Genomic DNA, 24,334 nt, shown 5'->3' with positions numbered 1-24,334 from the left:
TAGAACAGAGGAAACGCGGCTTTTTTGTGAGAAGGATCAAAAAATCTTGCGCCCGGCCAGTTCATCCTTCTGGATGGAGGTGTTGACCACCTCAAAGTGGGTGAAGGTGGCCCGGATGGCGGCCAGCTCGTCATGGTCGGCCAGGGCTTGGGCCAGTTGGATATGGGCGTTGTGCAGGAGGGAGGCCTGTTCCTTGTCCTCCATGATACGGACGTAGACGGTGCCGATAAAATCATTTACGGTGGCCCGGATAGCGCCGAACAGGGAACGAATCAACTTATTTCCTGAGGCGTCGCACAGCAGGTTGTGAAATTCCTGGTCATATTGAGAGGCCTTCGCCGCATCCGACTCACCTCGCATCTTGAAGGCCAGTTCCATCAGTCGGGCGGCCTGACCGGGGAGAATACGATTGGCTGCCAGTCGGGCGGTCTCGCTTTCCAGACCACGGCGCAGCTGGCTGACTTGCAGATAGTTGGTCTCGCCCAGCAACAGCATCATACGGAAGCTGGCGCTCAGATTCTGCTCCAGATCGCAGGTGAGAAAGTTGCCCGCTCCATGGACGCTGGAGATAAAGCCCATCAGGCTCATGGTGCGCAGGGCTTCCCGGACGGAATTGCGGCTGACGCCCAGCAGTTCGGCCAGATCCCGTTCAGGGGGCAGGTGCTCACCCCGTTTCAGATTGCCTTTCCAGATTTCACTCTGGATATAATTGACTACCTTTTCATAGGTGCGTTCCGATCGTTCGTTCATGGAGCCTCCAAATTCGAGCATTTTCTATAACCTAACTATTATATCATAAAAAATATCACGACACAACTGCAACCCGCAGGACCAGATTTGGAGAGAAGACAGAAACACCGGCAAGGATGGATCGGCCTTGTCGGTGTCTCTGCGTTCATATGGAGGAAGACGATACGCGGAGCAGGTCCGCGAGAATAAACCGGGCAAGCGGTTTATTCACAAAAGGGAAATTATTTGACGCCCATCCAACCGGAGATGACCATACGCTGGACCTCAGAGGTGCCCTCGTAGATCTCGGTGATCTTGGCGTCGCGCATCATGCGCTCAAAGGGATACTCACGGGTATAGCCGTAGCCGCCCACCAGCTGCACGCAGCGGCGGGTCACGTCGCTGGCGGTCTCGGAGGCGAAGAGCTTGCCCATGGCGGCCAGATGGCTGTAGGGCTCGCCATCCTGCTTGGCCTGAGCGGCCCGGTAGATGAGCAGACGGGCGGCGTCCACCTTGGTCTGCATATCGGCCAGCTGGAACTGGGTGTTCTGGAACTGGCTGATGCGCTTACCGAACTGGATGCGCTCCTGAGTGTACTTCACGGTCTGGTCGATGCAGCCCTGAGCGATGCCCAGCGCCTGGGCGCCGATGCCGATGCGGCCGCCGTCCAGGGTCATCATGGCAATCTTGAAGCCCTTGCCAACCTCGCCCAGCAGGTTCTCCTTGGGTACCTTGCAGTTGTCGAAGATCAGCTCGCAGGTAGAGGAGCCGCGGATACCCATTTTCTTCTCGTGGGCGCCCACGCTGAAGCCCGGGGTGTCCCGGTCCACGATAAAGGCGGAGATGCCCTTGGTGCCCAGAGACTTGTCGGTCATGGCGAAGACCACGAACACAGAGGCAAAACCGGCGTTGGTGATGAAGATCTTGGAGCCGTTGAGCAGCCAGTGATCACCCTTATCCTCGGCGACGGTCTTCTGCATGGCGGCGTCGGTGCCGGCGCCGGGCTCGGTCAGACCGAAAGCGCCCAGCGTCTCGCCGGAGCACAGGCCGGGCAGATACTTCTGCTTCTGCTCCTCAGTGCCGAACTGGTAGATAGGCCAGGTGCACAGGGAAGTATGAGCGGAAACCATGACGGAGGTGGTGGCGCAGTGCTTGGCCAACTCCTCGCAGCAGCCGATGTAGGTCAGGTAGCTCATGCCGGCGCCGCCGTACTCCTCGGGGAAGGGAACGCCCATCATGCCCATGTCGGCCAGCTTGTGCCAGGTCTCCTCGGGGAAACGCTCATCCTCGTCGACCTCGGCGGCAATGGGAGCCACTTCCTTGAGGGCGAAGTCGTGGAGCATATCAATGATTTCCTGCTCTTCTTCGTTGAACTTAAAATTCATAAAACAGCACTCCTTCTATCATGGGCGGCGAACGGTGTGACCGGCGGAAGGGAGAGGGGAGAGGGGAGCAGGGGCGGGGGGACGCCCCTGCCGGTCTTGCCGGCCGTTCCGGCCGCGGCCCAACGGGTCTGACAATACTTAGCCTTTCATCTTCTTGATCTCGGCGGTCAGGGCGGGCAGCACCTCGAAGAGGTTGCCCACGATGCCGTAGTCGGCAACACCGAAAATGGGAGCGTCGGGGTCCTTATTGATGGCCACGATCACATCGGAGGAGCTCATACCAGCCAGATGCTGGATGGCGCCAGAGATGCCGCAGGCGATGTACAGCTTGGGTCCCACGGTCTTGCCGGTCTGGCCAACCTGATGGGAGTGAGAGATCCAGCCGGCATCCACAGCGGCGCGGGAGGCGCCCACGGTGGCGCCCAGGGCCTCAGCCAGCTGGCGGACGGGCTCAAAGCCCTCGGCGCTGCTCACGCCGCGGCCGCCGGCCACAATGATATCGGCGCCCTCCAGGTCCACCAGCTCACCGGCGGTCTCCTTGATAACCTCCAGGATCTCGGTGCGGATGGACTCGGCGGGGAAGGAGAAGTCCACCTTCACGATCTCAGCCTTGGCCTCACCAGCCTCGGGCTTCTTGAACACGCCGGGACGGACGGTGCCCAGCTGGGGACGGTGGTCGGTGCACAGGATGGTGGCCATCAGGTTGCCGCCGAAGGCCGGACGAGTCCAGGCCACACAGCCGGTCTCTTCGTCGATAGCCAGGCCGGTGCAGTCGGCGGTCAGGCCGGTCTGCAGGCGGCTGGACAGGCGGGGACCCATATCCCGGCCGTTGGGGGTGGCCCCGATGAGCATGGTGGTGGGGCCATAGGTCTCCACCAGATGATTCAGCGCCGCCACATAGGCGTCGGTGGAATACTGACGGAACTCCTCGCCGTCGATGTAGAGCACCTGATCCGCGCCGTGGCAGGCGGCCTCGTCCACTGCGGCCTTCACGCCGCAGCCGATGACCACAGCCACCAGCTTGCCGCCCTGCTTGTCGGCCAGCTCACGGCCGGGATTCAGCAGCTCGATGCCCACGTTCTTGGCGGAGCCGTCCTCCTTGGTTTCTACAAATACCCAAAGGTCCTTGGTTTTCGCTTCCATGTTGTACGCCTCCCTTAAATCACATGGGCCTCGCTCAGCAGCGCGAACAGCTTCTGAGCGGATTCTTCGCCGGTCTCTTCCTTAATCACCACGCCGGCCTCCTTGCGGGGGGGCACGAAGGTCTTTTTCACCTTGGTGGGGGAGCCCTTCAGACCGGCCCGGGCGGGATCGATGGCGGTCAGCTCGGCGGAGGTCAGGCTCTCAATGACTGCCTTGCGGGCGGCCATCTTCCGCTTGATGGTGGGGAAGCGGGGGTCAAAGGCGGGCTTGGTGAAGGTGATCAGGCAGGGGGTCTTGACGCCGATCAGATAGTTGCCGTCCTCGCCCTCCTTCAGGATGTGCAGGGTGCCGTCGGCATTGGTGGCCTCCAGCGCGTAGGTGACCTGGGGGTAGTCCAGCAGCTCGGCCAGCTCGGGACCCACCTGAGCGGTGTCGCCGTCGATGGCCTGCTTGCCGCAGAAGATAGCGTCGAACTTGACGCCCTCCAGCTCCTCCACCTTGGAAATGGCGTTATAGAGGATGTAGCTGGTGGCCAGGGTGTCGGAACCGCCGAACATACGGTCGGTGACCAGATAGGCCTTGTCGGCGGCGATGGCCAGGGCCTCACGCAGAGCAGCCTCGGCCTGCTTGGGACCCATGGACAGCACCACGATGCGGGTGTCCGGGTCGTTGTCCTTGATGCGGGCGGCGGCCTCCAGGGCGTAGCCGTCAAAGGGATTGATGATGCTGGGAACGCCGTCCCGGACCAGGGTGTTGGTGACGGGATCGATCTTGATCTCCGTCGTGTCCGGGACCTGCTTGATGCATACCAGAATATTCATAACGAAACTCCTTTCCGAACGATCACAGAGTGCAGCACACCTTGCCGGGATTGAGGATCATCTTGGGATCAAAAACCTTCTTGATGCCCTGCATCAGCGCCATATTCACCGGGCCAACAGCCTCGGCCAGGTATTTGACCTTGCCATAACCGATGCCGTGCTCGCCGGAGATCTGTCCGCCCAGCTCCACAGCCTTCTGATAGATGGCGCTGAGGAACTGATCCACCTGCTTGCGGAACTCGGCCTCGTCCATGGTGTTGGAGCACTCATAGATGTGCAGGTTGCCGTCGCCGGCATGACCGAAGTACTTGACCTCGAAGTCGTAATTGCTCTTGGTCTCGTTGACAAAGGCCACGTAGTTGGCGATCTGATTGACGGGAACCACCACGTCGCACTCGTCCAGCAGCTTGGTCTGCTCCTCGATGCCCTCCAGGAAAGAGGAACGGGCGGCCCAGGCGTCCTTCAGCTTGCCCGGGGTGTCGGCAATGAGCACGTCCAGCGCGCCCTCCTCCACCAGCATCTCGGCGGCTCTCTCCACGATGGGATCCAGCTCGTCCATGGAGTCGCCGTCGAAGGTGAGCAGCAGATAGGCACCCACATCCACGCCGTCAAAGGTGTGGGGGAAGGCTTGCTTGCCCAGATACTCCTCGGAGGAGACCAGGATCTCCTTCTCAAAGAACTCCACAGCCTGGGGCTTGAAGTGATTCATAAAGATCTTGGGCACAGTGGAGATGCAGGCGTCCAGATCCTCGTAGGGGACGATGAGGCTGACGGTGGCCTTGGGGGCGGGGATGAGCTTCAGGGTCAGCTCGGTGATGATGCCCAGGGTGCCCTCGGAGCCCACCATCAGGTTGGTCAGGCTGTAACCGGAGCTGGTCTTGGACACGGTGCTGCCGAAGTGGGTGATCTCACCGGTGGGGAGGACCACGGTCATGGCCCGCACATAGTCACGGGTGGCGCCGTACTTGACAGCCCGCATACCGCCGGCATTGGTGGCCACGTTGCCGCCCAGGGTAGCCATCTTCTCGCCGGGATCGGGGGGATAGAGGCAGCCGTGGGTGAGAGCATCGTCGGCCAGCTGCTGCAGCAGCACGCCGGGCTGGACAGTGACGGCGAAGTTTTCCAGGTCATAGCTCAGGATCTTGTTCATCCGCATGGTGCAGAGTACCACGCCGCCGCACACGGGGGTGCAGCCGCCCACCAGGCCGGTGCCCGCGCCCCGGGTGGTGACGGGGATGTTGTTGTCGTAGCAGATCTTGACGATGCCGGCCACCTCTTCGGTGGTGAGCACGTCAATGGACACCTCAGGCATCTTCACGCCGTAGATGGGCATTTCGTCCCGGGCGTAGTCAGGATTGACGTCGGCCCCCACCACGACGCGGCCGGGTACCACCTGCTCCAGCTGAGCGATGATTTCAGGCGTGACAGGATTGTACGTTGCCATAAGTAGAACCTCCTCCATACATAGTGAAAGAAATAGAAATAAACGGATGGAAAACGGAACTTACTCCCGTACCATGACGGAAATACCATTGGGAATGACCACCAGATGGGCGTCGGCGCCCTTGGCCTGACGGGCCCGCTCCAGGGCGGTGTCCACGTCGGGGGCCCACTCCATCTTCATGTCCTCGATGGTCTGGCGCTGTTCGGGAACGGTGACGTAGATCACGCGGTGCTTGCACAGGACCCGGGCCAGGATCTGAAATTCCCACTGATCCGGCTTGGTCTGATCCTGCGGCGTGGCCAGGATCTCATCGGTCAGGGCCTGGGGGGAGGAGGCGTCCCGCAGGGCATGATAGAAGCTGTCCCCGCCGGCCCCGTCCATGCAGGAGCTGACCATAATGAGCACGCCGCCCTCGGCCGCGGCGGCCTCCGCCGCGGTCAGGCCCTTGACGCTCTGGTAGATGTTCTGATCCAGGGGGTAGCCGCCGTTGCTGGAGATGACGATATCGCCCCGGCGCTCCGGCTTGACCTGGCAGTAACCCAGCAGGAAGTCACAGCCCTTGCGGTGGGCGGTCTCCGGGTCGCCGGCAAAGGCGGCCACTACCTTCTTGTCCTCGTCAATGATGACGTTTACGATGTAAGCCAGCTTGGCCATACTGGCCGCCGCCAGCATATCGGCGTGGAGGGGGTTGCCGTCCAGCACGCCGGTGCGGGCGCAGGGGGAGGCAATAAACTTGGAGCAGTGGTTGCCCAGAACGGTGACCTGATCGCACACGCCGGGCAGCACGCTCTTGCGGCCGCCGGAGAAGCCGGCGAAGAAGTGAGGCTCAATGAAGCCCTCGGCCACCAGCAGGTCGGTCTCCACCGCCAGCCGGTCAATGACGCAGTCGGCGCCGGAGGGGAGCACACCGATCTTCACGTTGGAGGCGGCGTCCCGGCTGTCGTGAATCACGATGGTCTCATGGTCCACGATGTCCTGCCCCAGCTTGCCAACCAACTCCTCCTTGGTGGTGGGGCGGTGGAAGCCGGTGGCAACCAGCAGGGTGATCTGGATGTCCGGATTGCCCCGGCGCAGCTGGGCCAGCATATGGGGCAGAATGTGCTTGCTGGGCACCGGACGGGTATGATCGCTGATGATGATGGTGCAGGTTTTCTTGCCGGCGGCCAGCTCCTCCAGAGGCTTGGAGTCGATGGGGTTGGCCATGGCGGCCAGCACCAGGGCGTCCTCTGAGTCGGAGGCAGTCAGCTCCCCGATGTGAGAGGTGAGCACCTCAGCCCCGGACAGATCCGCGTGCAGCGTCATGCCGGAAGATCCAAAGGGAATGGTAAGGGCCATTCGAAATACCTCCTTGCAGATCGGAATTAAGAATGAAGTGGTACAACCACTTTGCTGACGTCATCACTTTACCACAATTTTTGAAAAATGCAATCCCCAGTTTTTAATTTCTCACATATTCCGAAAAAATGGGTTTGAATTTATGCAAAGCGCCAATTTTGAGCTGAAATAAAGAAAGGGAGTGGACAATTTGCTGGTACGAATTTATAATAAGACCAGTCAGTTTATCGAAATATCATTTACTGCGGAAAAGTATGGAAAATTAAGGAGGGAGAGAAGGGCGAATTTCGGTTTTTGTATTTTGATTGGTAGAACCAATAAAAAGTGGGCCGCCGCCCTGTGTCCGGCGGCGGCAGGAGACAAAGGAGGTCCCGTTTTCAATGCCGTTGTTGATGTCGATCCTTACGCTGCTGCCTATTGTCTGGCTGATAATTGCGCTGGCTGTTCTGAAAATGCCGGGCCATCGCGCCTGTCTCATCGCGCTGCTGCTCACGGCGGTGCTGGCCCTGACCCTGTGGAAGATGCCGCCGGTGGATTGCCTGACCTCCGCCCTGGAGGGCTTTGCCGCGGCCCTGTGGCCCATCATTCTGGTGATCATCGCCGCCATTTTTACTTACAATCTGTCTTTGCGCACCGGCGCTATGGATGTGATCAAGCGGATGCTGTCCAATGTGTCGGGGGACCGGCGGGTCATCATCCTGCTGATCGGCTGGTGCTTCGGCGGATTTCTGGAGGGAATGGCGGGCTTTGGTACCGCCGTGGCCATTCCCGCCGGTATGCTGGCAGGTATGGGTATGGACCCGGTGCTGTCCTGCCTGGTGTGTATGCTGGCCAACGCCTTCCCCACGGCCTTTGGCTCGGTGGGTATTCCCACCACCACGCTGGTCAGTGTGACCGGGCTGGATGCCATCCCGCTGGCCTTTACCACCGTGGTGGAAATGGCTCCCTTCATGATCCTGATGCCCTTCCTGATGGTGATTGCCGGCGGCGGTGGCGTCAAGGCCCTGAAAGGGGTGGTGGGTATCACCCTGGTGGCCGGTCTGTCCTTTGTGGTGCCTGAGCTGGCGGTGTCCTACTTCCTGGGGCCGGAGCTCACGGTAGTGGTGGGCAGCGTGGTGTCCCTGGCCTGCACGCTGGCCATGGCCCGGCTGCGGAAAGGTAAGCCGGTGCCCGCGGAATATCAGATGTCCAGTGGGCAGCCCGCCCAGACGGGGGAGCGGGGGACGATGTCCCCGGTGGTGGCCTTTTTGCCCTTCCTGCTGATCTTTGTGCTGCTGCTGCTTACCTCCAAGCTGGTGCCGCCGGTCAACAGCTTCCTGTCTCAGTTTGCCTCGTCCTTCAAGATCAGCACTGCTGAGACGGCGGGGCTGACCTCCTTCAGTTGGGTCAACACCCCCGGTGTGGTCATCTTTGTGGCGGCCATCATCGGCGGCGTGGTGCAGAAGGCAGGGGCACGGTTGATGTGGGAGACCTTCCTGGCCACCCTGAAGCAGATGAGCCGCACCATTGTTACCATTATGGCGGTATTGGCGGTGGCCAAGATCATGACCTATTCCGGCATGATCTCTGACATGGCAGGACTGTTTGTCTCCATTACTGGTGTGTTCTATCCCTTTGTTTCCCCCATCATTGCTGCCATTGGTGCCTTTGTTACCGGCAGCGGTACCAACACGGAGGTATTGCTGGGCCGGCTTCAGTCGGAAGCGGCCACAGCCATCGGCGCTTCGCCCTACTGGCTGGCGGCAGCAAACTCTGTGGGTGCCGGTATCGGAAAAATCCTCTCTCCCCAGTGTATTGCCACCGCTGTGGCGGCGGTTGGCCTGGTGGGTCAGGACAGCAAGGTGCTGTCTGCGGTTCTGAAATGGGCCCTCTTCATGCTGGTTCTGGCCTGTATTCTGGTGGGCTGCTTCCAGTGGCTTGCCCCTTATCTGGTTGGCTGAAATCAAATACCCCCGGACCGCTGTTTTCAGCGGTTCGGGGGTATTTTGATAGTTACTGTATGGAGCCGTCGGGGGCTACGATGGCAACCCGCAGGGGAATATTCTTTCCGCTGGCGGCCACGGCGTTCTGAACTGCCCGCTGGATACCGCCGCAGCAGGGTACCGTCATGCGGACTACGGTGACACTCTTTACGTCGTTGCCCGCCAGGATGGCAGTCAGTTTCTCAGTATAATCGCCCTCATCCAGCTTGGGACAGCCAATGAGCGTTACCCTGCCCTTGATGAAATCCTGATGGAAGTTACCGTAGGCGTAGGCGGTGCAGTCGGCGGCAATGAGCAGATGACAGCCGTCGAAGTAGGGGGCATTGATGGGGGCCAGCTTGATCTGTACCGGCCACTGACGCAGCTGGCTGGGTACCTGCCCGGCGCAGGGGGAAGGGGAGGCTTCATCACGATGGATGGCCCGGCTCATGCTGCCGGGGCAGCCGCAGGGCAGGGGAGGGGCTGCTTTTTCCTTGGCCGCCTTGGCGGCCAGCACGGCAGCGTGGTCGTAGGCAGGAGCTTCCCGCTCTTCAAACGTGATGGCTCCGGTGGGGCAGGCGGGCAGACAATCGCCCAGCCCGTCACAGTAGTCCTCCCGGGTCAGTTTGGCCTTACCATTTACCATCTCGATGGCGCCCTCGTGGCAGGCGGCGGCGCACAGGCCGCAGCCGTTGCACAGGGCCTCGTCAATTTTTATGATCTTGCGTTTCATATGGAACGCCTCCTTGTGTTTGTGTGAGCCAAGGATACCAGAGTAAGAGCCCATGGTATGTTGCAGAAGCAACACAAACAGAAAAAAAGATGTCTGCGCATAGCGCAGACATCTTTTTCTCGCAATCAAACATCAATCCCTGAGATACTGCTTGACCAGCTCCTGCAACAACTCGTCCCGGTCCAGCTTACGGATGAGGGCCCGGGCGTTGTTATAATTGGTGATATAAGTCGGGTCCTCCGAGAGGATGTACCCCACGATCTGATTGATGGGGTTATATCCCTTCTCCTGAAGGGAGTTGTATACGGAGGTCAGCACCTCTTTGATCTCAGGATCTTTTTCATAACGGATGCTGAATTTGCGAGTGTAATCGGTCTCCATACCTGTCGCACCTCCTAGTTCAATCTGTTTCCCATTGTAGCCGAAAATGCTTGTGCTGTAAAGGGGGAGCGTGAAAATTTATCAATCTTTAAGATGTTGGAAAGGAAAATATCTGGTAGATGCAACCATTGGATGGGTGCTGTGGTATTATGGATACCAGAGGACCGGCGGGGCCTGCGCTTACGGGCATGAGCGCAGGAGGAATCGGCGGCCTCCGGATGCCCGTAAGGGAGGGGAAAGAGCATGACGGACGAACGGAAAGCCAGAGCTCAGGTGGAGCGCTGGGGAGATATGGTGTGGCGGCTGGCCCTGGCCCGCACCCGCCATATCCAGGACAGCGAGGATGTGTTCCAGGAGGTGTTTGCCCGCTTCTTCCGTCATGAGGAGGAGCTGGACAGCGATGAGCACCGGAAGGCCTGGCTGATCCGCTGTACCCTCAACTGCACCAATACCCTGCTGTCCGCCCGCTGGCGGACCCACCTGCCCCTGGAGGAGGCGGTGACAAAGGCCATGGAACCGGCGGACCGCACGGTCTATGAGGCGGTACTGTCCCTGCCAAAAAAGTACCGGACTGCCCTTCACCTGCATTACTATGAGGGGTATTCGGTGGAGGAGATTGCTTCCCTCACCGGAGCCAAGACGGGTACAGTGAAAAGCTGGTTGTCCCAGGGGCGGGACCGGCTGTCTCAAGCACTGAAAGGAGACAAGTGACCATGATGAATGAATATAAACGGGCCAATGATACCCTCCATCCCACCCATTCCGCTGTGGAGTGGGCGGTGAGGGGGGAGGATTCCAAGAGAAAAGGAAGGCCGCTGAAAGCACTGGTGCCGGCGGGAGTGGCGGCTGTGGCAGCCGTAGCTCTGCTTATCACCGGTATCCCCGGCACGGACGGCGAGACCGGCGGCGGGCCATTGACAGGCAGCGCCTATGCCATTGCCTTGCCGGAGTACCCTGATCTGCCCAAGCACCCAGCTGAACCCCTGGGGGGCAGCGACGCGGAGTGGGAGCAATTCAATGCAGACCTGGATGTCTATCTGGACGCCTGGGAGGCCTACCAGGACGAGACCGTCAGCCTGCGTGACACCCCTGAGCTGACTGCCGCCCTGGCGGACTATACCGGCACCAGCGCCGCCCTGGCTCTGGCAGGGGAGGGCAACCGGGTCTATTCTCCCGTATCCCTGTGGTTTGCTCTGGCCATGCTGAGCGAGACTACGGACGGAGAAACTCAGCAGCAGATACTGGATGCTTTAGGGGCTTCCGATGTGAATCAGCTGCGGGAGTGGGCCGACATCCTGTGGCACACCCTCTACCTGGATGACGGCACCGCCGCCACGCTGCTGGGCACCTCCATCTGGCTCAGCGAGAAGTTAGACTTCAACCAGGACACCCTGGAGCGGCTGGCGGAGTACTATTATGCCGGCTCCTTCCGGGTCCCCATGGGTACCGGCGAGGCGGACAGAGCCATCACGGAGTGGGTATCGGAGCAGACAAAGGGGCTCATCGGCTCCGACGGCAAGGTGCTGACCACCAGGGCCGAGACTCTGGCGGTGCTGGCCTCTACCCTGTACTTCCAGGCCCGGTGGAGCGACGAGTTTGATCCCAGCCTCACGGCGGAGGATGTGTTCACCGCTGCGGACGGCAGCGAGACGGCGGTGGATTTCATGCACAAGACCCAGACCGCCGGCTTCCTCCGCCAGAACGGCTACCAGGCGGCCAGCCTGGGCACCACCGGCGGCACGATGACCTTTGTCCTCCCTGACGAGGGGGTCACCCCCGCCGAATTGCTGGCCGACCCGGATTTTCTGACGGAACTCACCGATTCTGAGAGTAAGATCTACGGCGAGGTCCAGTGGTCGGTGCCCAAGTTCGATGTCAGTTCCGATCTGGATTTGATTCCTGCCCTGACAGGTATGGGGATCACCGACGTGCTGTACAGGGGGACCGCCGACTTCACCCCCCTCATCGACCTCACTCCGGTGTGGCTGGACCAGGCCAGACAGATCGCCCGGGTGAAGGTGGATGAGGAGGGGGTGGAGGCCGCCGCCGTCACCCTGCTGGCTGCCGACGCCTCGGAGGCCATCGTGGAGGACCCCGCTATCTGCGTTATGGATCTGGACCGGCCCTTCCTGTTCGTGATCCGGGATGGGGATGCCGTCCTCTTTGTGGGCGTGGTGGAGCAGGTATAAGCACAGCCCCCGCGGCAAGATGCCGCGGGGGCTGTGTTCGTTTATACCAGGGGAGCCAGTACACGCAGGATGGATCGGAACAGCCGCCGGGGCCAGGAGCGCTCCAGGCACTGCTCCAGGGTGACTTTTTGGCTGGCCAGCTGGGTGGCCAGAAAGTCGGCCTTGATGTCCAGCGCTGTGGGGTCTTGGTAGAGGAGCACCGCGTCCTCAAAGTGGAGGAACATACTGCGATAGTCCATGTTGATGGTGCCTACAACTCCGCACACGTCGTCGGACACCAGATTTTTGGCGTGGACAAAGCCGGGGGTGTACTCAAAGATTTGTACTCCAGCCTCCAGCAGAGGCTGGTAATGGGATCGGGTCAACTCAAATACCAGCTTTTTGTCCGGGATATGGGGGGTGATGATGCGTACATCCACTCCGGATTTGGCGGCATTGCACAGGGCGGTATTGACGCTGTCGCTGACGATGAGGTAGGGAGTCATAATATAGACGTACCGCTTGGCCTTGGAGATCAGGTTCAGATATACTGTCTCACCCACCGGCTCGTTGTCCAGGGGATTGTCGGCGTAGGGCTGTACAAAGCAATCTTTTCCCAGAACAGCCTCGGGAGGCAGGGCGGTGGGCCGCAGGGCAGCATAGTCCACCTTGATCTCCCGGATATATTCCCACATGGTGAGGAACATCACCGTCATGCTCCAGGCTGCCTCTCCTTTTACCAGGATGGCGCTGTCCTTCCAGTGACCGAAGCGGGGTTTCTGGTTGATATACTCGTCGGCCAGATTGATCCCGCCGGTGAAAGCGGTGTGTCCGTCGATGATGCACAGCTTCCGGTGGTCCCGGTTGTTCATGCGGATGGAAATGACCGGCTTGAACCGGTTGAAGAAGCAGCAGGGGATACCGGTCTCCTGCTCAAATTTTTCGGCGTAATTGGCGGGCAGGGTGCCAAGGGAGCCCACATCGTCATAGATCACCCGTACGTCCACGCCGGCAGCGTGCTTTTCCTTCAAAATCTCCACGATGGAGTCCCAGAACACACCGGGGGCCAGGATGAAATACTCCAAAAAGATATAATGTTTGGCCTTTTTCAATTCCTCCAGCATGGCGGGGAAGGCGTCGTCTCCCAGCGGGAAGTACCGTGTCCAGGTATTGGTATACACCGGGCAGCGGGCATATTGCTCCAGATAGCGGGCCTGATTTACCGCGTCACGGCCCAGCACCGCCAGCTTCTGAGCCTTGTAGTCCCCCTCCAGCTGCTCCAGCATGGTACGGTCCATACCCTGCATCTTCCGGCGCATCCGGGCAGACAGCTTGTTGCCGCCGCACAGCAGATAGACCAGCCAGCCAAACATTGGGAAGAGCAGGATGGGGATGATCCAGGCGATCTTATACCCCGGATCGGTCTGCCTGCGGACAATGACCAGTACAGCCAGCAGAGAGAGTACCACACAGGCCCAGTATACGTAGACATAGTAACTCCAGGCCCATATCATGGGAACCAGAAGTACCGTGGCCTGCAAAATGATGAGCACAGCCACGATTACGGAGCGCTGAAAGAGAAAGGAAGATAGCTTTTTGATGTTCACGGGGTTACTCCTTGTCGCATGATGGTTACTTCACGACCACATTTTCTCCGCCCAGCAGCTCCTTCAGTTCTTCGACGAGGGCTGGATGGATCACGCAGGGGGTGGACAGCAGCTTGCCGGTATCGGCACAGCGGATCACCAGCTGCTCCGTGCCGGGGAACATGGTGAGCACCAGTTTGATCCGGCGCCAGCGGGAGTCCTCCAGGCTGGGGATACGGATGTATAGCTTTTTGATCTTCAAAGTGGGCTGGTCCGGCTCCTCGTAACCGTCCCGCAGGTGGTCCAAAGGCTGTACCCGGTCACACATGAGCTGGGGGGCCTTTTCATCCCGGACGGAGATGCGACCCTCGGCCAGCAGCGGCACATTTTCCTTCAGATAGGGGCCGCACTCGCCCAAGGCGCGGGCAAAGACCAGCATCTCCATGGAGCCGGTGTCGTCCTCCAGGGTGACATAGGCCATCAGAGTGTTGTTGCGGGTGGTGCGGGTACGGGAAGCAGACACCACACCGGCAATGGTCACCCGCTGCTCGTCCCGGAAGGTGGTGGGCCCGCCCTCCTGAGCGAAGTCGGAGAGAATGGCGCCGATGGAGGCCGCCTTCCGCTTTTTCACCAGGTCCCGGTACTCATCCATGGGGTGGCCGGACAGGTACAGGCCGGTGGTCTCCTTCTCCATGGTCATCAGCTCCCGGCGGGAGAACTCAGGGATGTTTTTCAGGTTGAGCTGGGGGGCGGACTGGGGCTCGTCCCCGCCGCCGCCGAAGAGGTCAAACTGTCCCTCCAGATTTTTGCGCTTGTTCTGGGTGATGGAGTCCACCAGGGACTCATAGGCGTCCAGCAGCTGGGAGCGGAAGATTCCCATGCTGTCAAAAGCGCCGCACTTGATGAGACTCTCCAGCACCCGCTTGTTCAGGTCGGAATCAAACATTCGCTGGCAGAAGTCGGGGAAGGAGGTGAACGCCCCCTTCTTTCGTTCTGTCAGTACGTCATTGATAAAGCCCCGGCCCACGCCCTTGACGGCCACCAGGCCGAAGCGGATGTGGTCGCCGGACACGGTGAAGTCGGCCCCGGACTCGTTGATGTCCGGGGGGAGGAGAGGAATGCCGCAGTCCTTGCATTCGGCGATGTACTCCGCCACCTTTTCGCTGGAGTCCAGCACCGAGGTGAGGAGGGCGGCCATGTATTCCTTGGTGTAGTGGCACTTGAACCAGGCGGTGTGGTAGGCCACAATGGCGTAGCTCACCGCGTGGGCCTTGTTGAAGGCGTACTGGGCGAAGGCCTCGATCTCGTCATAAATGTCCTCGGCGGTCTGTTGGGGGATGCCGTTTGCCATACATCCGGCAATGTTCCGCTCGGGGTCGCCGTGGACAAAGGTGTGCCGCTCCTTCTCGATCTGGGCCTTCTTCTTTTTGGAGATGGCCCGGCGCACCATGTCAGCCTGGCCCATGGTGTACCCCGCCAGACGGCGGAAGATCTCAATGACCTGCTCCTGATACACGATGCAGCCGTAGGTCACCGACAGGATGGGCTCCAGGGCGGGGTGCTTGTACTTCACCTTGTCCGGGTTGTGCTTGCAGGCGATGAACCGGGGGATGGAGTCCATAGGGCCGGGACGGTAGAGGGCAATGATAGCGGTGATGTCCTCGATGTTGTGGGGTTTCAGGCCCACGCACACCCCGGTCATGCCCGCAGACTCCATCTGGAACACGCCGGAGGTCTTGCCGTCGGACAGCATCTGGAATACCTCAGGGTCGTTATCAGGGATGTCGGCCAGAGAGAAGCCGGGACGCTTCTGGGCCACCAGCTTCACCGTGTCGTCCAGGATGGTCAGGTTCCGCAGGCCCAGAAAATCCATTTTCAGGAGGCCAAGCTCCTCCAGAGTGGTCATGACGTACTGGGTGACCACCGACTCGTCGTTTTTGGCCAGAGGTACATAGTCCATCACCGGGCGGCGGGTGATAACCACGCCAGCGGCGTGGGTGGAGGCGTGGCGGGGCATCCCCTCGATGGCCTTGGCAGTGTCGATAAGCTCCTTTACCCGCCCGTCCCCCTCGTAGAGGTCCTTCAGAGGCTTGGACAGCTGGAGGGCCTGGTCCAGGGTGATGTGGAGGGCGCCGGGGCCGCTGGGTACCTGTTTGGCCACCGCATCCACGTCAGCGTAGGGAATGTTCAGGGCCCGGCCCACGTCCCGGATGGCCCCTCGGGCGGCCATGGTACCGAAGGTGACGATCTGAGCCACGTGGTCCTCGCCGTACTTGCGCTGGACGTACTCAATGACTTCCTGCCGCCGACGGATGCAGAAGTCAATGTCGATATCGGGCATGGTGACCCGCTCCGGGTTGAGGAACCGCTCGAAGTAGAGGGAGTACTTCATGGGGTCCACGTCGGTGATATTCATGCAGTAGGCCACCATGGAGCCTGCCGCCGAACCGCGGCCGGGACCCACCGGGATGCCCTGGCTTTTAGCATACCCAATAAAATCCGAAACGATAAGGAAGTAGTCCACAAATCCCATTTGCCGGATGACGCCCATCTCGTAGGCCAGACGGTCCTGGTACCCCTCGGGATTGTCAGGGTAGCGGCGGGCGTACCCCTCCCGGCACAGCTTCTCAAAATAGGCGTCCCCGTCGGTGTAGCCCTCGGGCAGCTTGAATTCCGGCAGGTGGTAGGTGCCGAACTGGAAGTCCATGTTGCATAGGTCGGCGATCTTCAGGGTGTTTTCCACTGCCTCCGGGTAGTCGGGGAAGAGGGCGGTCATTTCCTCGGTGGACTTGACGTACAGCTCGCTGGTCTCCATTTTCAGGCGGTTGGGGTCGTCCACCGTCTTGCCCATCTGGATGCACATGAGGGTATCCTGCATCTGGGCGTCCTCCCGGCGGAGGTAGTGGGCGTCATTGGTCACCACCAGGGGGATGCCGGTCTCCTGGTGGATGCGGATGAGCGCCTGGTTGATGGCGGGGTCATTGGGCAGGTTGTGGTCCTGGAGCTCCAGGTAGTAGCCGTCCTCTCCAAAGAGCTCCCGCATCTCCAGGGCGATGGCCTTGGCGCCCTCATAGTCCCCGGCCAGGATGCGCCGGGGCACCTCGCCGGACTGGCAGGCCGACAGGGCGATAAGTCCGCCGCAGTGCTGGCGAAGCAGCTCCTTGTCGATGCGGGGACGGATGTAAAAGCCCTCAGTGAAGGCACAGGAGTCCAGGTAGCACAGGTTGCGGTAGCCCTCCTCGTTACGGCAGAGCAGGATCAGGTGGTACATGGCGGCATCCAGCTCATGGATCCGGTCGGTGCGGCCCCGGGGGGCCACATAGACCTCACAGCCGATGATGGGCTTGATGCCCTCCGCCTTGCAGGCCTTGTAGAAGTCCACCACGCCGTACATGACCCCGTGGTCGGTGATGGCCACGGCAGGCTGTCCCAGCTCCTTCACCCGCTTGACCAGTAGGGGAATGCGGCAGGCGCCGTCCAGCAGGGAAAACTCGGTATGGACGTGCAGGTGGACAAAGGACATAGGGATACCTCCTTGAGATGGTAGCGGAGTTCAGCGGGGAATTGTCGTATGCTGACAGAACGTTTGGGTCAGATAGTCCCGCAGGATCTTGCGGTTGGCCTGCTCCTCCACGTTGACATTGGAGCTGAGCAGAATCAGGAAGCTGACAAAATAGCAGCCCAGCAGAGGAATCACAATTCCCCAGAAATCTCCGTATAGGGAGAGAAAGAATACTTCAAATAGTGATAAGTGCCGCAGGCCAGAGCGACTGCTACCTGTCAGTAATAACAGCAACAAGAAAAATATTAAGGACAAAGGTATGGCAAACAAGAGGCACTGAAACAGGGAGAGGCCGAAGTAGCCGCGCATGACAGCACTGCCATCCTTTCTGGACAGAATGCGGCCTTTCCATTCGCTGAAAGTCTCTTTGCCCTCAGCACCTTTTTTAGCGAGGGTTATCTCAGTCTTCCAGTTGTATATCTTCACATTCAGACGACTGCCGTCAGGCAATATAGTCCCGTTCAGGGACATCAGCAGGCGGTACAACTGCTCCTGGGACAGAGAAGTGACAAAGCGTGCCATAGCCTTCGCTCCTTTCTGTGCAGCGGAACCAATGACTATCGGTTGGCCAGTTCTACCAGTTTGCGCAGACGGTGATTGAATGCAGATTTGCTAACCGGCGGATCGCACAGCTCGGCCAGCTGGGACAGGGTGAGCTCCGGATGGGCCATACGCAGGTCCACCGCCTCCTTCAGCTTGTCCGGCAGATTTTCCAGCATACCCCGCTCCTCAAGCTTATAGATGGCCTCGATCTGGCCCTGGGCGGCGTCCACCGCCTTGTCCAGGTTAGCGGCGTCACAGTTGACCCGGCGGTTGATGCTGCCCCGCAGGTCCTTCTCCGCTTTGGCGTTCATCAGATCCATGGCCGCCAAGGGGGCCCCCATGGCGGTAAGAAAATCCTCAATGGCGTTGCTCTGCTTGAAGTAGGTAATGGCGTTGGCCTTGCGGCGGCTTTCTTTGGGGGAGAAGCCCATCTCCAGCAGCAGGGCGTGGAGCTCCCGGCTCACCGACAGATGGGAGGTGGCCAGTTCCAGATGATAGCGCTTGGCCGGGTCGGTCACCGAGCCGCCCGCCAGAAAGGCGCCCCGCAGAAAGGCGGTACGGCAGTGATCTTCCTCCAGAACAGCGTAATTGATGTGGTGAACCAGCGCCTCCGCCGGATCATGGCCAAAAACGGACCAGAGGGCGGACAACTTGTCCGGAGCGGTGATGGAAAAGATGCGCTTGCCCGCCCCCTCTGCGGGCAGGCGGTCAAAGCGCACCTGAAAAGCCTTTTGAAACAGTTGGGGCAGCCGGTCGGCAAACTCCGGCGACTCGGTGGTGATGCGGACCTCGGTGGGAGTGGACAGGGAACAGTAGAGCAGTACCCCGTAGGCTTCCGCCTGGGCGCAGCACTTCCGGTTGAGGGGGGCGCGGCACAATTCCGCCTTGACCTGAGTGGAAAAGGACATGATACGCCCTCCTTACAGAATCCGGGTGGAGGCCCGCTCCTGGTAGAGATCCATCACCGCGGCGGACAGCCGGGCAAAGGAGTGGCGGGCATAATCCAGGGTTTCAGAGGCCAAAGGACGGGTGACCAGCTCCACCCCCAAGGCTTCAATGGCCTCTTTGTCCACGACGATGGGAGTGGCGTCCTCCTCCTTATACCGCTCCAGCAGGCCGGGACGTACCGGGGCGGAATTGCACAAACAGATATCAATAAGGCAGGGACCGGAGTGGCGCAGCAGGGCCTTCACATGGTCGGAGGCGGTCATGCCCTCGGTCTCGCCGTCCTGAGTCATAATATTGCAGATATAGATCTTCAGGGCCTTGGAGGCGCATACCGCCTCGGAAATGCCGTCCACCAGCAGATTGGGAATGACGCTGGTATACAGGGAGCCGGGCCCCAGCAGGATCAAATCGGCCTCCTGGATGGCACGGATGGCCTCGGGCAAGGCTTTGGGGTGCTCGGGCAGCAGGCGCACACCCTGGATGCGGCAGTCCTGGGCCTTTTTAAAGTCGCTGATCTTGGATTCACCCTGGACTCTGGTGCCATTCTCAAAGGTGGCCTCCAATACCACGTCGGCGTTGGTCACAGGCAGTACCCGGCCGGTGATGGCCAGAACCTGGCTCATTTTGGATACCGCCTCGTCAAAGGAGCCGGAAATGCCGTTGAGGGCGGCCAGGATCAGATTGCCGAAGGACTGGCCGGTCAGGTTGCCGGAGCCCTGGGGGAAGCGGTAGGTGAGCAGCTGCTGCATCAAAGGCTCGGCATTGGCAAGAGCCTCCATGCAGTGGCGGATGTCTCCCGGAGGGGGCATCCCCAGATCCTGCCGCAGCATACCGGAGCTGCCGCCGTCGTCGGCCACGGTGACGATGGCGGTCAGATTCTTGGTGTGGTTTTTCAGACCGCGGAGCATGGTGGACAGACCGGTGCCGCCGCCGATGGCGACGACCTTGGGCCCCTGGGCCCAGCGGCGCTCATAAAAGGACTGATACACGGCGGCTCCTCCTTTATGCCCGGGTCATGTCCCGGTGATTTTCGGTGGCCTGATAGCCCTTCTGCTTGATGTACTCGGCCAGAGCGTGGGTAATGGCGACCGAGCGGTGCTGTCCGCCGGTACAGCCCACGGCGATGACCAGAGCAGCTTTGCCCTCCGCCACATAGAGGGGGAGGAGGAAACCAATGAGATTCTCCAGATAGTTCATAAATTCGGTGGTCTGGCGATAGCCGAACACAAAGTCGTATACCCCGTCGTCCAGTCCGGTCTGATGGCGCAGCTCGGCAATGTAATAGGGATTGGGCAGGAAGCGTACGTCAAACACCAGATCAGCCTCGATGGGGATACCGTACTTGAAGCCGAAGGAGATGACGCTGACGCTCATCTCGGGGGTATCGCCGCCGTGGCCGAAGAGGCGCAGCACCTCCCCCCGCAGCTTGGCGGTGGAGAGGGCGGAGGTGTCGATGATGTATTCCGCCCGCTGGCGGACAGGGGAGAGGACGGTGCGCTCCAGCCGGACGGCCTCGTCCAGGGAGTGGGCGGAGCTGGCCAGGGGGTGGCTGCGCCGGGTCTCCTTGTACCGCTTGATGATGGCCTCCACGCTGGCCTCCACAAAGAGGATCTTATACTCGCACCCCATCTCCTGGAGGGCGTCCAGGGCGGAGAACAGCCCGTCGAAGGTCTGACCGCCCCGGATGTCGGTGACCAGAGCCACCCGGTCATACCGGGAGGGATTTGCCATACACAGCTCGGCAAATTTGGGGATCAGGGGGGCGGGCATATTGTCGACCACATAAAAGCCGATATCCTCCAGGAAGGAGGCGGTTTTACTCTTGCCTGCGCCGGACAGGCCGGAAATAATAATAAAATCCATAGGAACTCACCTCAAAAACCCAAAAACTTCACTTCTGGTTCCAAAGCAATGCCGGTCTCGCGGAGTACGGTGTTCTGGATCAGCTCCATCAGTCGGCGTACATCGTCGGCGGTGGCCCCACCGCGGTTGACGACAAAGCCGGCGTGCTTTTCCGACACCTGGGCGCCCCCTACGCCCACGCCTTTCAGGCCGCACTGCTCAATGAGAGCGGCGGCAAAGTGGCCCTCGGGGCGTTTGAAGGTACTGCCCGCGCTGGGCAGGTCCAGGGGCTGTTTGGAACGGCGCTTTTGGGCCAACTCGTCCATTTTGGCTTTGATTGCAGCGGGGTCTCCGGGGGTGAGGGCAAACTCGGCCTCCAGAATGAGCCATTCCGGATGGTCGGTAAACAGGCTGTGCCGGTAGGTGAGAGCGCACTCCTCCACAGGCAGAGTGACCTCATCTCCAGCCTCGTTGAGGAAGGTGACGGAGGTCAGAACCTGAACCAGCTCGCCGCCGTAGGCGCCGGCGTTCATGGTGACGCCGCCTCCCAGGGTACCGGGGATGCCGTGGGCAAACTCCAGGCCGGTCAGTTCTCTGCCCAGGGCCGCCATGGCCAGCCGGGCCAGGGGAATACCGCTCTCCGCCCGCAGACGGTGGTTTACCTCCTGCACATCATCCAGTCCAGCGGTTTTCAAGACAAAACCGTCATATCCCTGATCGGACACCAGCAGATCGCTGCCGTTGCCCAGAAAGAAAGGGGAGATGTCCAGTTCTCTGGCCGCCTGGACCGCGGCGATGGCCTCCTTCCGGCTTCTGGGCAGGGCGATCAGCCGGGCGGGACCGCCGATGCGGAAGGTGGTATAGGACGACATAGGCTCCTGCTCCCGCAGTTCCAGCTGAGGGACACGGCGGCGCAGTTCCTGAATCAGAGTATCAAAACGGTCCATAGGGGCCTCCTTACAGTTTTGCATACTGGTATTATATCAAAAAGAGGGGGAAATTAGAAGTTCTTATCCCAGGCCAAAGGCATCAAACTCCGCTTGGCTGCCCCGGAATACGTTCAGATCAATAAGGGGCTGAGCGCCGGTATAGCCTTCCAGTTTTGCGGAGTGGGAGTACTGCCAAAAGTGCCACCGGGGCACCAGCGGGAACACCGTGGGACTGGAGCACCACACCGGATAACCGGCGTATTTGGCGTCGGTGAGGTAGCTGTAGTAGGAGCGGTAGGTTACATAGAGAATAGGCTTGACCCCATAGTGCTCCTCCAGCCGTGCCAGCAGAGGGTCCAGAATGCTCTGGACCTGGGCTTTCTCCGGCGGATTCTCCAGGTATTCGCCGTAAAATTCAATATCCACCACCGGAGGCAATGCCCCATCGGTGACCGGGACCATGGAAATAAAGTTGTCAGCCTGGGTCTCCCCGGGGCTGTCATAGCTGAGGAAGTGGTAGGCGCCGGGCCGGACTCCGGCCTCCAGGGAGCCCTTCCAGTTGGAGGCAAACTGCTTGTCCTGAAGGAGGGAACCTTCCGTAGCCTTGATAAAGGCAAAATCTACCCCCTGGCTGGCCAGGGCGTGCCAGTCCACCGTCCCCTGATAGGAGGATACGTCCACACCGAATACCTCCCACTGGTCCGGGTTGGATTCGTGGGAGTACAGGATCAGCCCGCGCCAGCGCAGGAAGAAAAAGCCCAGCAGGAGGATTGCTCCCACCAGAAGAAGGATCAATATCGTGCGCCGCAGAATGCGGAAAACTCGTCTCAAAAAGCATCACCAAACAGGATAGGGATTCAATAGACAATATGATACCCGTATGCGTGGGAAAAGGCAAGCAAAAACCAACGGGATACCGCGTTGGCGGTATCCCGTTTGGGAAAGGTTACTGCTTTTTAGGGGACAGAAGCAGACCAAGCAGGATGCCCACAACGGCGGGGAGTACCCAGCCCAGCCCCATGGAAGCCAGAGGCACATAGGTCAGGAAGGAGAGGGGGAGGCCAATGCCCTGGAGGGCATAGAGCAGGCTGGCCACGCCGGTAAACAGAATGGCCACCGGATAGACCAGCCGCTCTCCTTCCAGCCAGCGCTGGAAGAAGGATAGGGCAATGAGCACAATAGCCATGGGGTAGAGCACCCCCAGCACGGGGGCGGAAACGGAAATGATCTGGGCCAGACCGGCATTGGAGATCACCATGCTGACCACGGCAAACAGAATTGCCCAGCCCCGGTAGCTGAGACGGGGGAAGAGCTTGTGGAAGAACTCGCCGCAGGAGCTGATCAGACCGACGCACACATTGAAGCAGGCGATGATGAAGATGGCGGCCAGCAGGGCGTTACCCAGAGGACCAAACAGCAGACCCACCACATTGGTGAGAGCGGCAGCACCGTCAGTGGGGTTGGGGACTGCGCCGCCGGACAGAGCGCCGATGTGCGCCAGCATGGCATAGACCACCAGCAGCATGGCCCCGGCAATGAAGCCGGAGCGGATGGTGCCTTTGACCACAGCTTTGTCCTCCCTGACTCCTCTGGCTTGGATATTCACCGCGATCACAATACCAAAGGCCAGCGCGGCAATGGTGTCCATGGTCTGGTAGCCCTCCAGAAAGCCCTTGACCACCGGGTGGGTCACATAGTCGCCGGAGGCGGCTCCATAGCCGGACAGGGGGTTGACCAGGCAGCCGGCAAAGGTGACCACGATGAGGAGCACCAGGATGGGGCAGAGGATCTTGCCCAGCCGGTCGGTGAGCTTTTCCGGCCGCAGGGCAATGACCAGAGCGGCGGCAAAGAACACCAGAGAGTAGATCAGCCGGAAGAGGGACAGAGGAGCATCCGGTCCGGCAAAGGGGGGCACCGCCATCTCAAAGGAGGTGGTGGCGGTACGGGGAATGGCCAGGCAGGGACCGATAGCCAGATAGGCGGCGATGGTAAAGGCCTTGGAAAAGAGAGGATGGACCCGACTGCACAGGGTATCCAGACCACCGGCGCGGGCCACTGCCACCACGCCCAGCACCGGCAGGCCAACAGCGCTGATGGCCAGGCCCAGAAATGCGGGCCAAGTGGCGGTTCCGGCCTGGGCGGCAATGCCGGGCGGGAAGATCAGATTGCCTGCTCCGAAAAACATGGAGAACAGCGTGAGGCCCACCAGAAGCAGGCTTTTGCCCTTAAGCTGCATAATATCCTCTCTTTCTGCGGGAGAGGGCCTTACCGGCCCCAATGTGGATTTGGTATGGAAGTAAAAACAGCGGCATACCAGTGGTATGCCGCTGTTTTCTTACGTAGTGCGTCAATTAGCCCTGGGAAATAGCACCCGTGGGGCAGGTGTCGGCACAAGTACCGCAATCGATGCAGGAACCGGCGTCGATCACGTAGTGGTCATCGCCCTGAGCGATAGCACCGACGGGGCAAGCGCCCTCGCAAGCGCCACAGCTCACGCAAGCGTCGCTGATGACATAGGCCATTGGATACACCTCCAAACTTCAAAGCTAACGATATTGTATCATAACTTTTCAAAATTGCAATGCTAAAATGTGTGTACCATGGGTATATTTTTTTCTGGCGGGAAAAATGATAACTGCGATGCGCAGCCGGAAGGGAGCGATCCGATGGACAGAACATCGAGGTTCCGCATGGAAGCGGCAGGGGATCTGACCCCTGAGCTGAACGGGGCTCCGTGCAGCGGGGCCCATCCGCATAGAACAAAGGAAAAGGGGCGTGGCACAAGGTATGAAGCCCGTCAAGAAAAAACGCAGGCTCTTCCCCT

At 60.1% G+C, this 24,334-nt stretch carries 21 protein-coding genes; 3 read left to right on the top strand and 18 right to left on the bottom strand.

Features of this window, described 5'->3' with window-relative positions:
- Window positions 1-36 precede the first annotated feature (36 nt).
- The 6 genes from B5G42_RS00200 to larA form a co-directional block, all read right to left on the bottom strand.
- Window positions 37-750, bottom strand: a complete 714-nt coding sequence (locus B5G42_RS00200) for a FadR/GntR family transcriptional regulator (protein ID WP_162611018.1) — start codon at window positions 748-750, stop codon at window positions 37-39.
- Window positions 751-971: 221 nt separating this feature from the next.
- Window positions 972-2,114 carry an acyl-CoA dehydrogenase gene (locus B5G42_RS00195; RefSeq protein WP_087265579.1) on the bottom strand — a complete coding sequence of 381 codons (1,143 nt, stop codon included), beginning with the start codon at window positions 2,112-2,114 and terminating at the stop codon, window positions 972-974.
- Between the two features lie 138 nt (window positions 2,115-2,252).
- Window positions 2,253-3,257: an electron transfer flavoprotein subunit alpha/FixB family protein gene (locus tag B5G42_RS00190; RefSeq protein WP_087265577.1), complete on the bottom strand. Its 1,005-nt coding sequence runs from the start codon at window positions 3,255-3,257 to the stop codon at window positions 2,253-2,255.
- Between the two features lie 14 nt (window positions 3,258-3,271).
- The gene (locus tag B5G42_RS00185; protein ID WP_087265575.1) at window positions 3,272-4,078 is read right to left on the bottom strand and encodes an electron transfer flavoprotein subunit beta/FixA family protein; all 807 of its coding nucleotides are present in this window, start codon (window positions 4,076-4,078) and stop codon (window positions 3,272-3,274) included.
- A 22-nt stretch (window positions 4,079-4,100) separates the two neighbouring features.
- On the bottom strand, window positions 4,101-5,522 hold the full coding sequence (locus tag B5G42_RS00180; protein ID WP_087265572.1) for an FAD-binding oxidoreductase: 1,422 nt from the start codon (window positions 5,520-5,522) through the stop codon (window positions 4,101-4,103).
- A gap of 60 nt (window positions 5,523-5,582) precedes the next feature.
- The gene (gene larA / locus B5G42_RS00175) at window positions 5,583-6,857 is read right to left on the bottom strand and encodes a nickel-dependent lactate racemase (RefSeq protein WP_087265570.1); all 1,275 of its coding nucleotides are present in this window, start codon (window positions 6,855-6,857) and stop codon (window positions 5,583-5,585) included.
- 380 nt (window positions 6,858-7,237) lie between these two features.
- Between larA and B5G42_RS00170 the strand changes: the two genes are divergently transcribed.
- The gene (locus tag B5G42_RS00170) at window positions 7,238-8,797 is read left to right on the top strand and encodes an L-lactate permease (protein ID WP_087189241.1); all 1,560 of its coding nucleotides are present in this window, start codon (window positions 7,238-7,240) and stop codon (window positions 8,795-8,797) included.
- A gap of 52 nt (window positions 8,798-8,849) precedes the next feature.
- Here B5G42_RS00170 and B5G42_RS00165 read toward each other — a convergent pair whose 3' ends face one another.
- Both B5G42_RS00165 and B5G42_RS00160 read right to left on the bottom strand, forming a co-directional pair.
- Complete coding sequence (locus B5G42_RS00165) at window positions 8,850-9,551, bottom strand: ATP-binding protein (protein ID WP_087265568.1); 702 nt, start codon at window positions 9,549-9,551, stop codon at window positions 8,850-8,852.
- A gap of 132 nt (window positions 9,552-9,683) precedes the next feature.
- A complete protein-coding gene (locus B5G42_RS00160) occupies window positions 9,684-9,932 on the bottom strand; it encodes an IreB family regulatory phosphoprotein (protein ID WP_087189243.1) in 249 nt (82 codons plus the stop codon).
- A 243-nt stretch (window positions 9,933-10,175) separates the two neighbouring features.
- On the opposite strand from B5G42_RS00160, the gene B5G42_RS00155 reads away from it, so the two are divergent.
- Both B5G42_RS00155 and B5G42_RS00150 read left to right on the top strand, forming a co-directional pair.
- Window positions 10,176-10,643, top strand: coding sequence for an RNA polymerase sigma factor (locus tag B5G42_RS00155; protein ID WP_087265566.1), 468 nt, complete (start codon window positions 10,176-10,178; stop codon window positions 10,641-10,643).
- 2 nt (window positions 10,644-10,645) lie between these two features.
- Entirely contained in the window at window positions 10,646-12,121 is a 1,476-nt protein-coding gene (locus tag B5G42_RS00150) for a serpin family protein (RefSeq protein WP_087265563.1), read from the top strand.
- A 41-nt stretch (window positions 12,122-12,162) separates the two neighbouring features.
- Here B5G42_RS00150 and cls read toward each other — a convergent pair whose 3' ends face one another.
- The 10 genes from cls to B5G42_RS00100 all read right to left on the bottom strand — a co-directional run bounded on the left by cls (window position 12,163) and on the right by B5G42_RS00100 (window position 24,032).
- Window positions 12,163-13,707 carry a cardiolipin synthase gene (gene cls, locus B5G42_RS00145; RefSeq protein ID WP_242961075.1) on the bottom strand — a complete coding sequence of 515 codons (1,545 nt, stop codon included), beginning with the start codon at window positions 13,705-13,707 and terminating at the stop codon, window positions 12,163-12,165.
- Between the two features lie 25 nt (window positions 13,708-13,732).
- Entirely contained in the window at window positions 13,733-17,209 is a 3,477-nt protein-coding gene (locus tag B5G42_RS00140; RefSeq protein WP_087265561.1) for a DNA polymerase III subunit alpha, read from the bottom strand.
- A 30-nt stretch (window positions 17,210-17,239) separates the two neighbouring features.
- On the bottom strand, window positions 17,240-17,770 hold the full coding sequence (locus B5G42_RS00135) for a hypothetical protein (protein ID WP_087265559.1): 531 nt from the start codon (window positions 17,768-17,770) through the stop codon (window positions 17,240-17,242).
- A 35-nt stretch (window positions 17,771-17,805) separates the two neighbouring features.
- On the bottom strand, window positions 17,806-18,699 hold the full coding sequence (whiA, locus tag B5G42_RS00130) for a DNA-binding protein WhiA (RefSeq protein ID WP_087265557.1): 894 nt from the start codon (window positions 18,697-18,699) through the stop codon (window positions 17,806-17,808).
- A gap of 12 nt (window positions 18,700-18,711) precedes the next feature.
- A complete protein-coding gene (locus tag B5G42_RS00125) occupies window positions 18,712-19,728 on the bottom strand; it encodes a gluconeogenesis factor YvcK family protein (protein WP_087189249.1) in 1,017 nt (338 codons plus the stop codon).
- A gap of 13 nt (window positions 19,729-19,741) precedes the next feature.
- Entirely contained in the window at window positions 19,742-20,602 is an 861-nt protein-coding gene (gene rapZ, locus B5G42_RS00120; protein ID WP_087189250.1) for an RNase adapter RapZ, read from the bottom strand.
- An 11-nt stretch (window positions 20,603-20,613) separates the two neighbouring features.
- Entirely contained in the window at window positions 20,614-21,528 is a 915-nt protein-coding gene (murB, locus tag B5G42_RS00115) for a UDP-N-acetylmuramate dehydrogenase (RefSeq protein ID WP_087265555.1), read from the bottom strand.
- Window positions 21,529-21,591: 63 nt separating this feature from the next.
- Window positions 21,592-22,341, bottom strand: a complete 750-nt coding sequence (locus tag B5G42_RS00110) for a glycoside hydrolase family 25 protein (protein ID WP_087265552.1) — start codon at window positions 22,339-22,341, stop codon at window positions 21,592-21,594.
- Window positions 22,342-22,456: 115 nt separating this feature from the next.
- Complete coding sequence (gene brnQ / locus B5G42_RS00105; protein WP_087265551.1) at window positions 22,457-23,746, bottom strand: branched-chain amino acid transport system II carrier protein; 1,290 nt, start codon at window positions 23,744-23,746, stop codon at window positions 22,457-22,459.
- Between the two features lie 115 nt (window positions 23,747-23,861).
- Window positions 23,862-24,032: a DUF362 domain-containing protein gene (locus tag B5G42_RS00100; protein WP_087189254.1), complete on the bottom strand. Its 171-nt coding sequence runs from the start codon at window positions 24,030-24,032 to the stop codon at window positions 23,862-23,864.
- Between the last annotated feature and the right edge of the window lie 302 nt (window positions 24,033-24,334).

It is taken from the genome of Flavonifractor sp. An91 (assembly GCF_002159225.1).
GTDB classification, from domain to species: Bacteria; Bacillota; Clostridia; order Oscillospirales; family Oscillospiraceae; genus Flavonifractor; species Flavonifractor avicola.
Note: the sequence above shows the minus strand (reverse complement) of the source record. Positions and strands in the feature narration are given on the sequence as shown.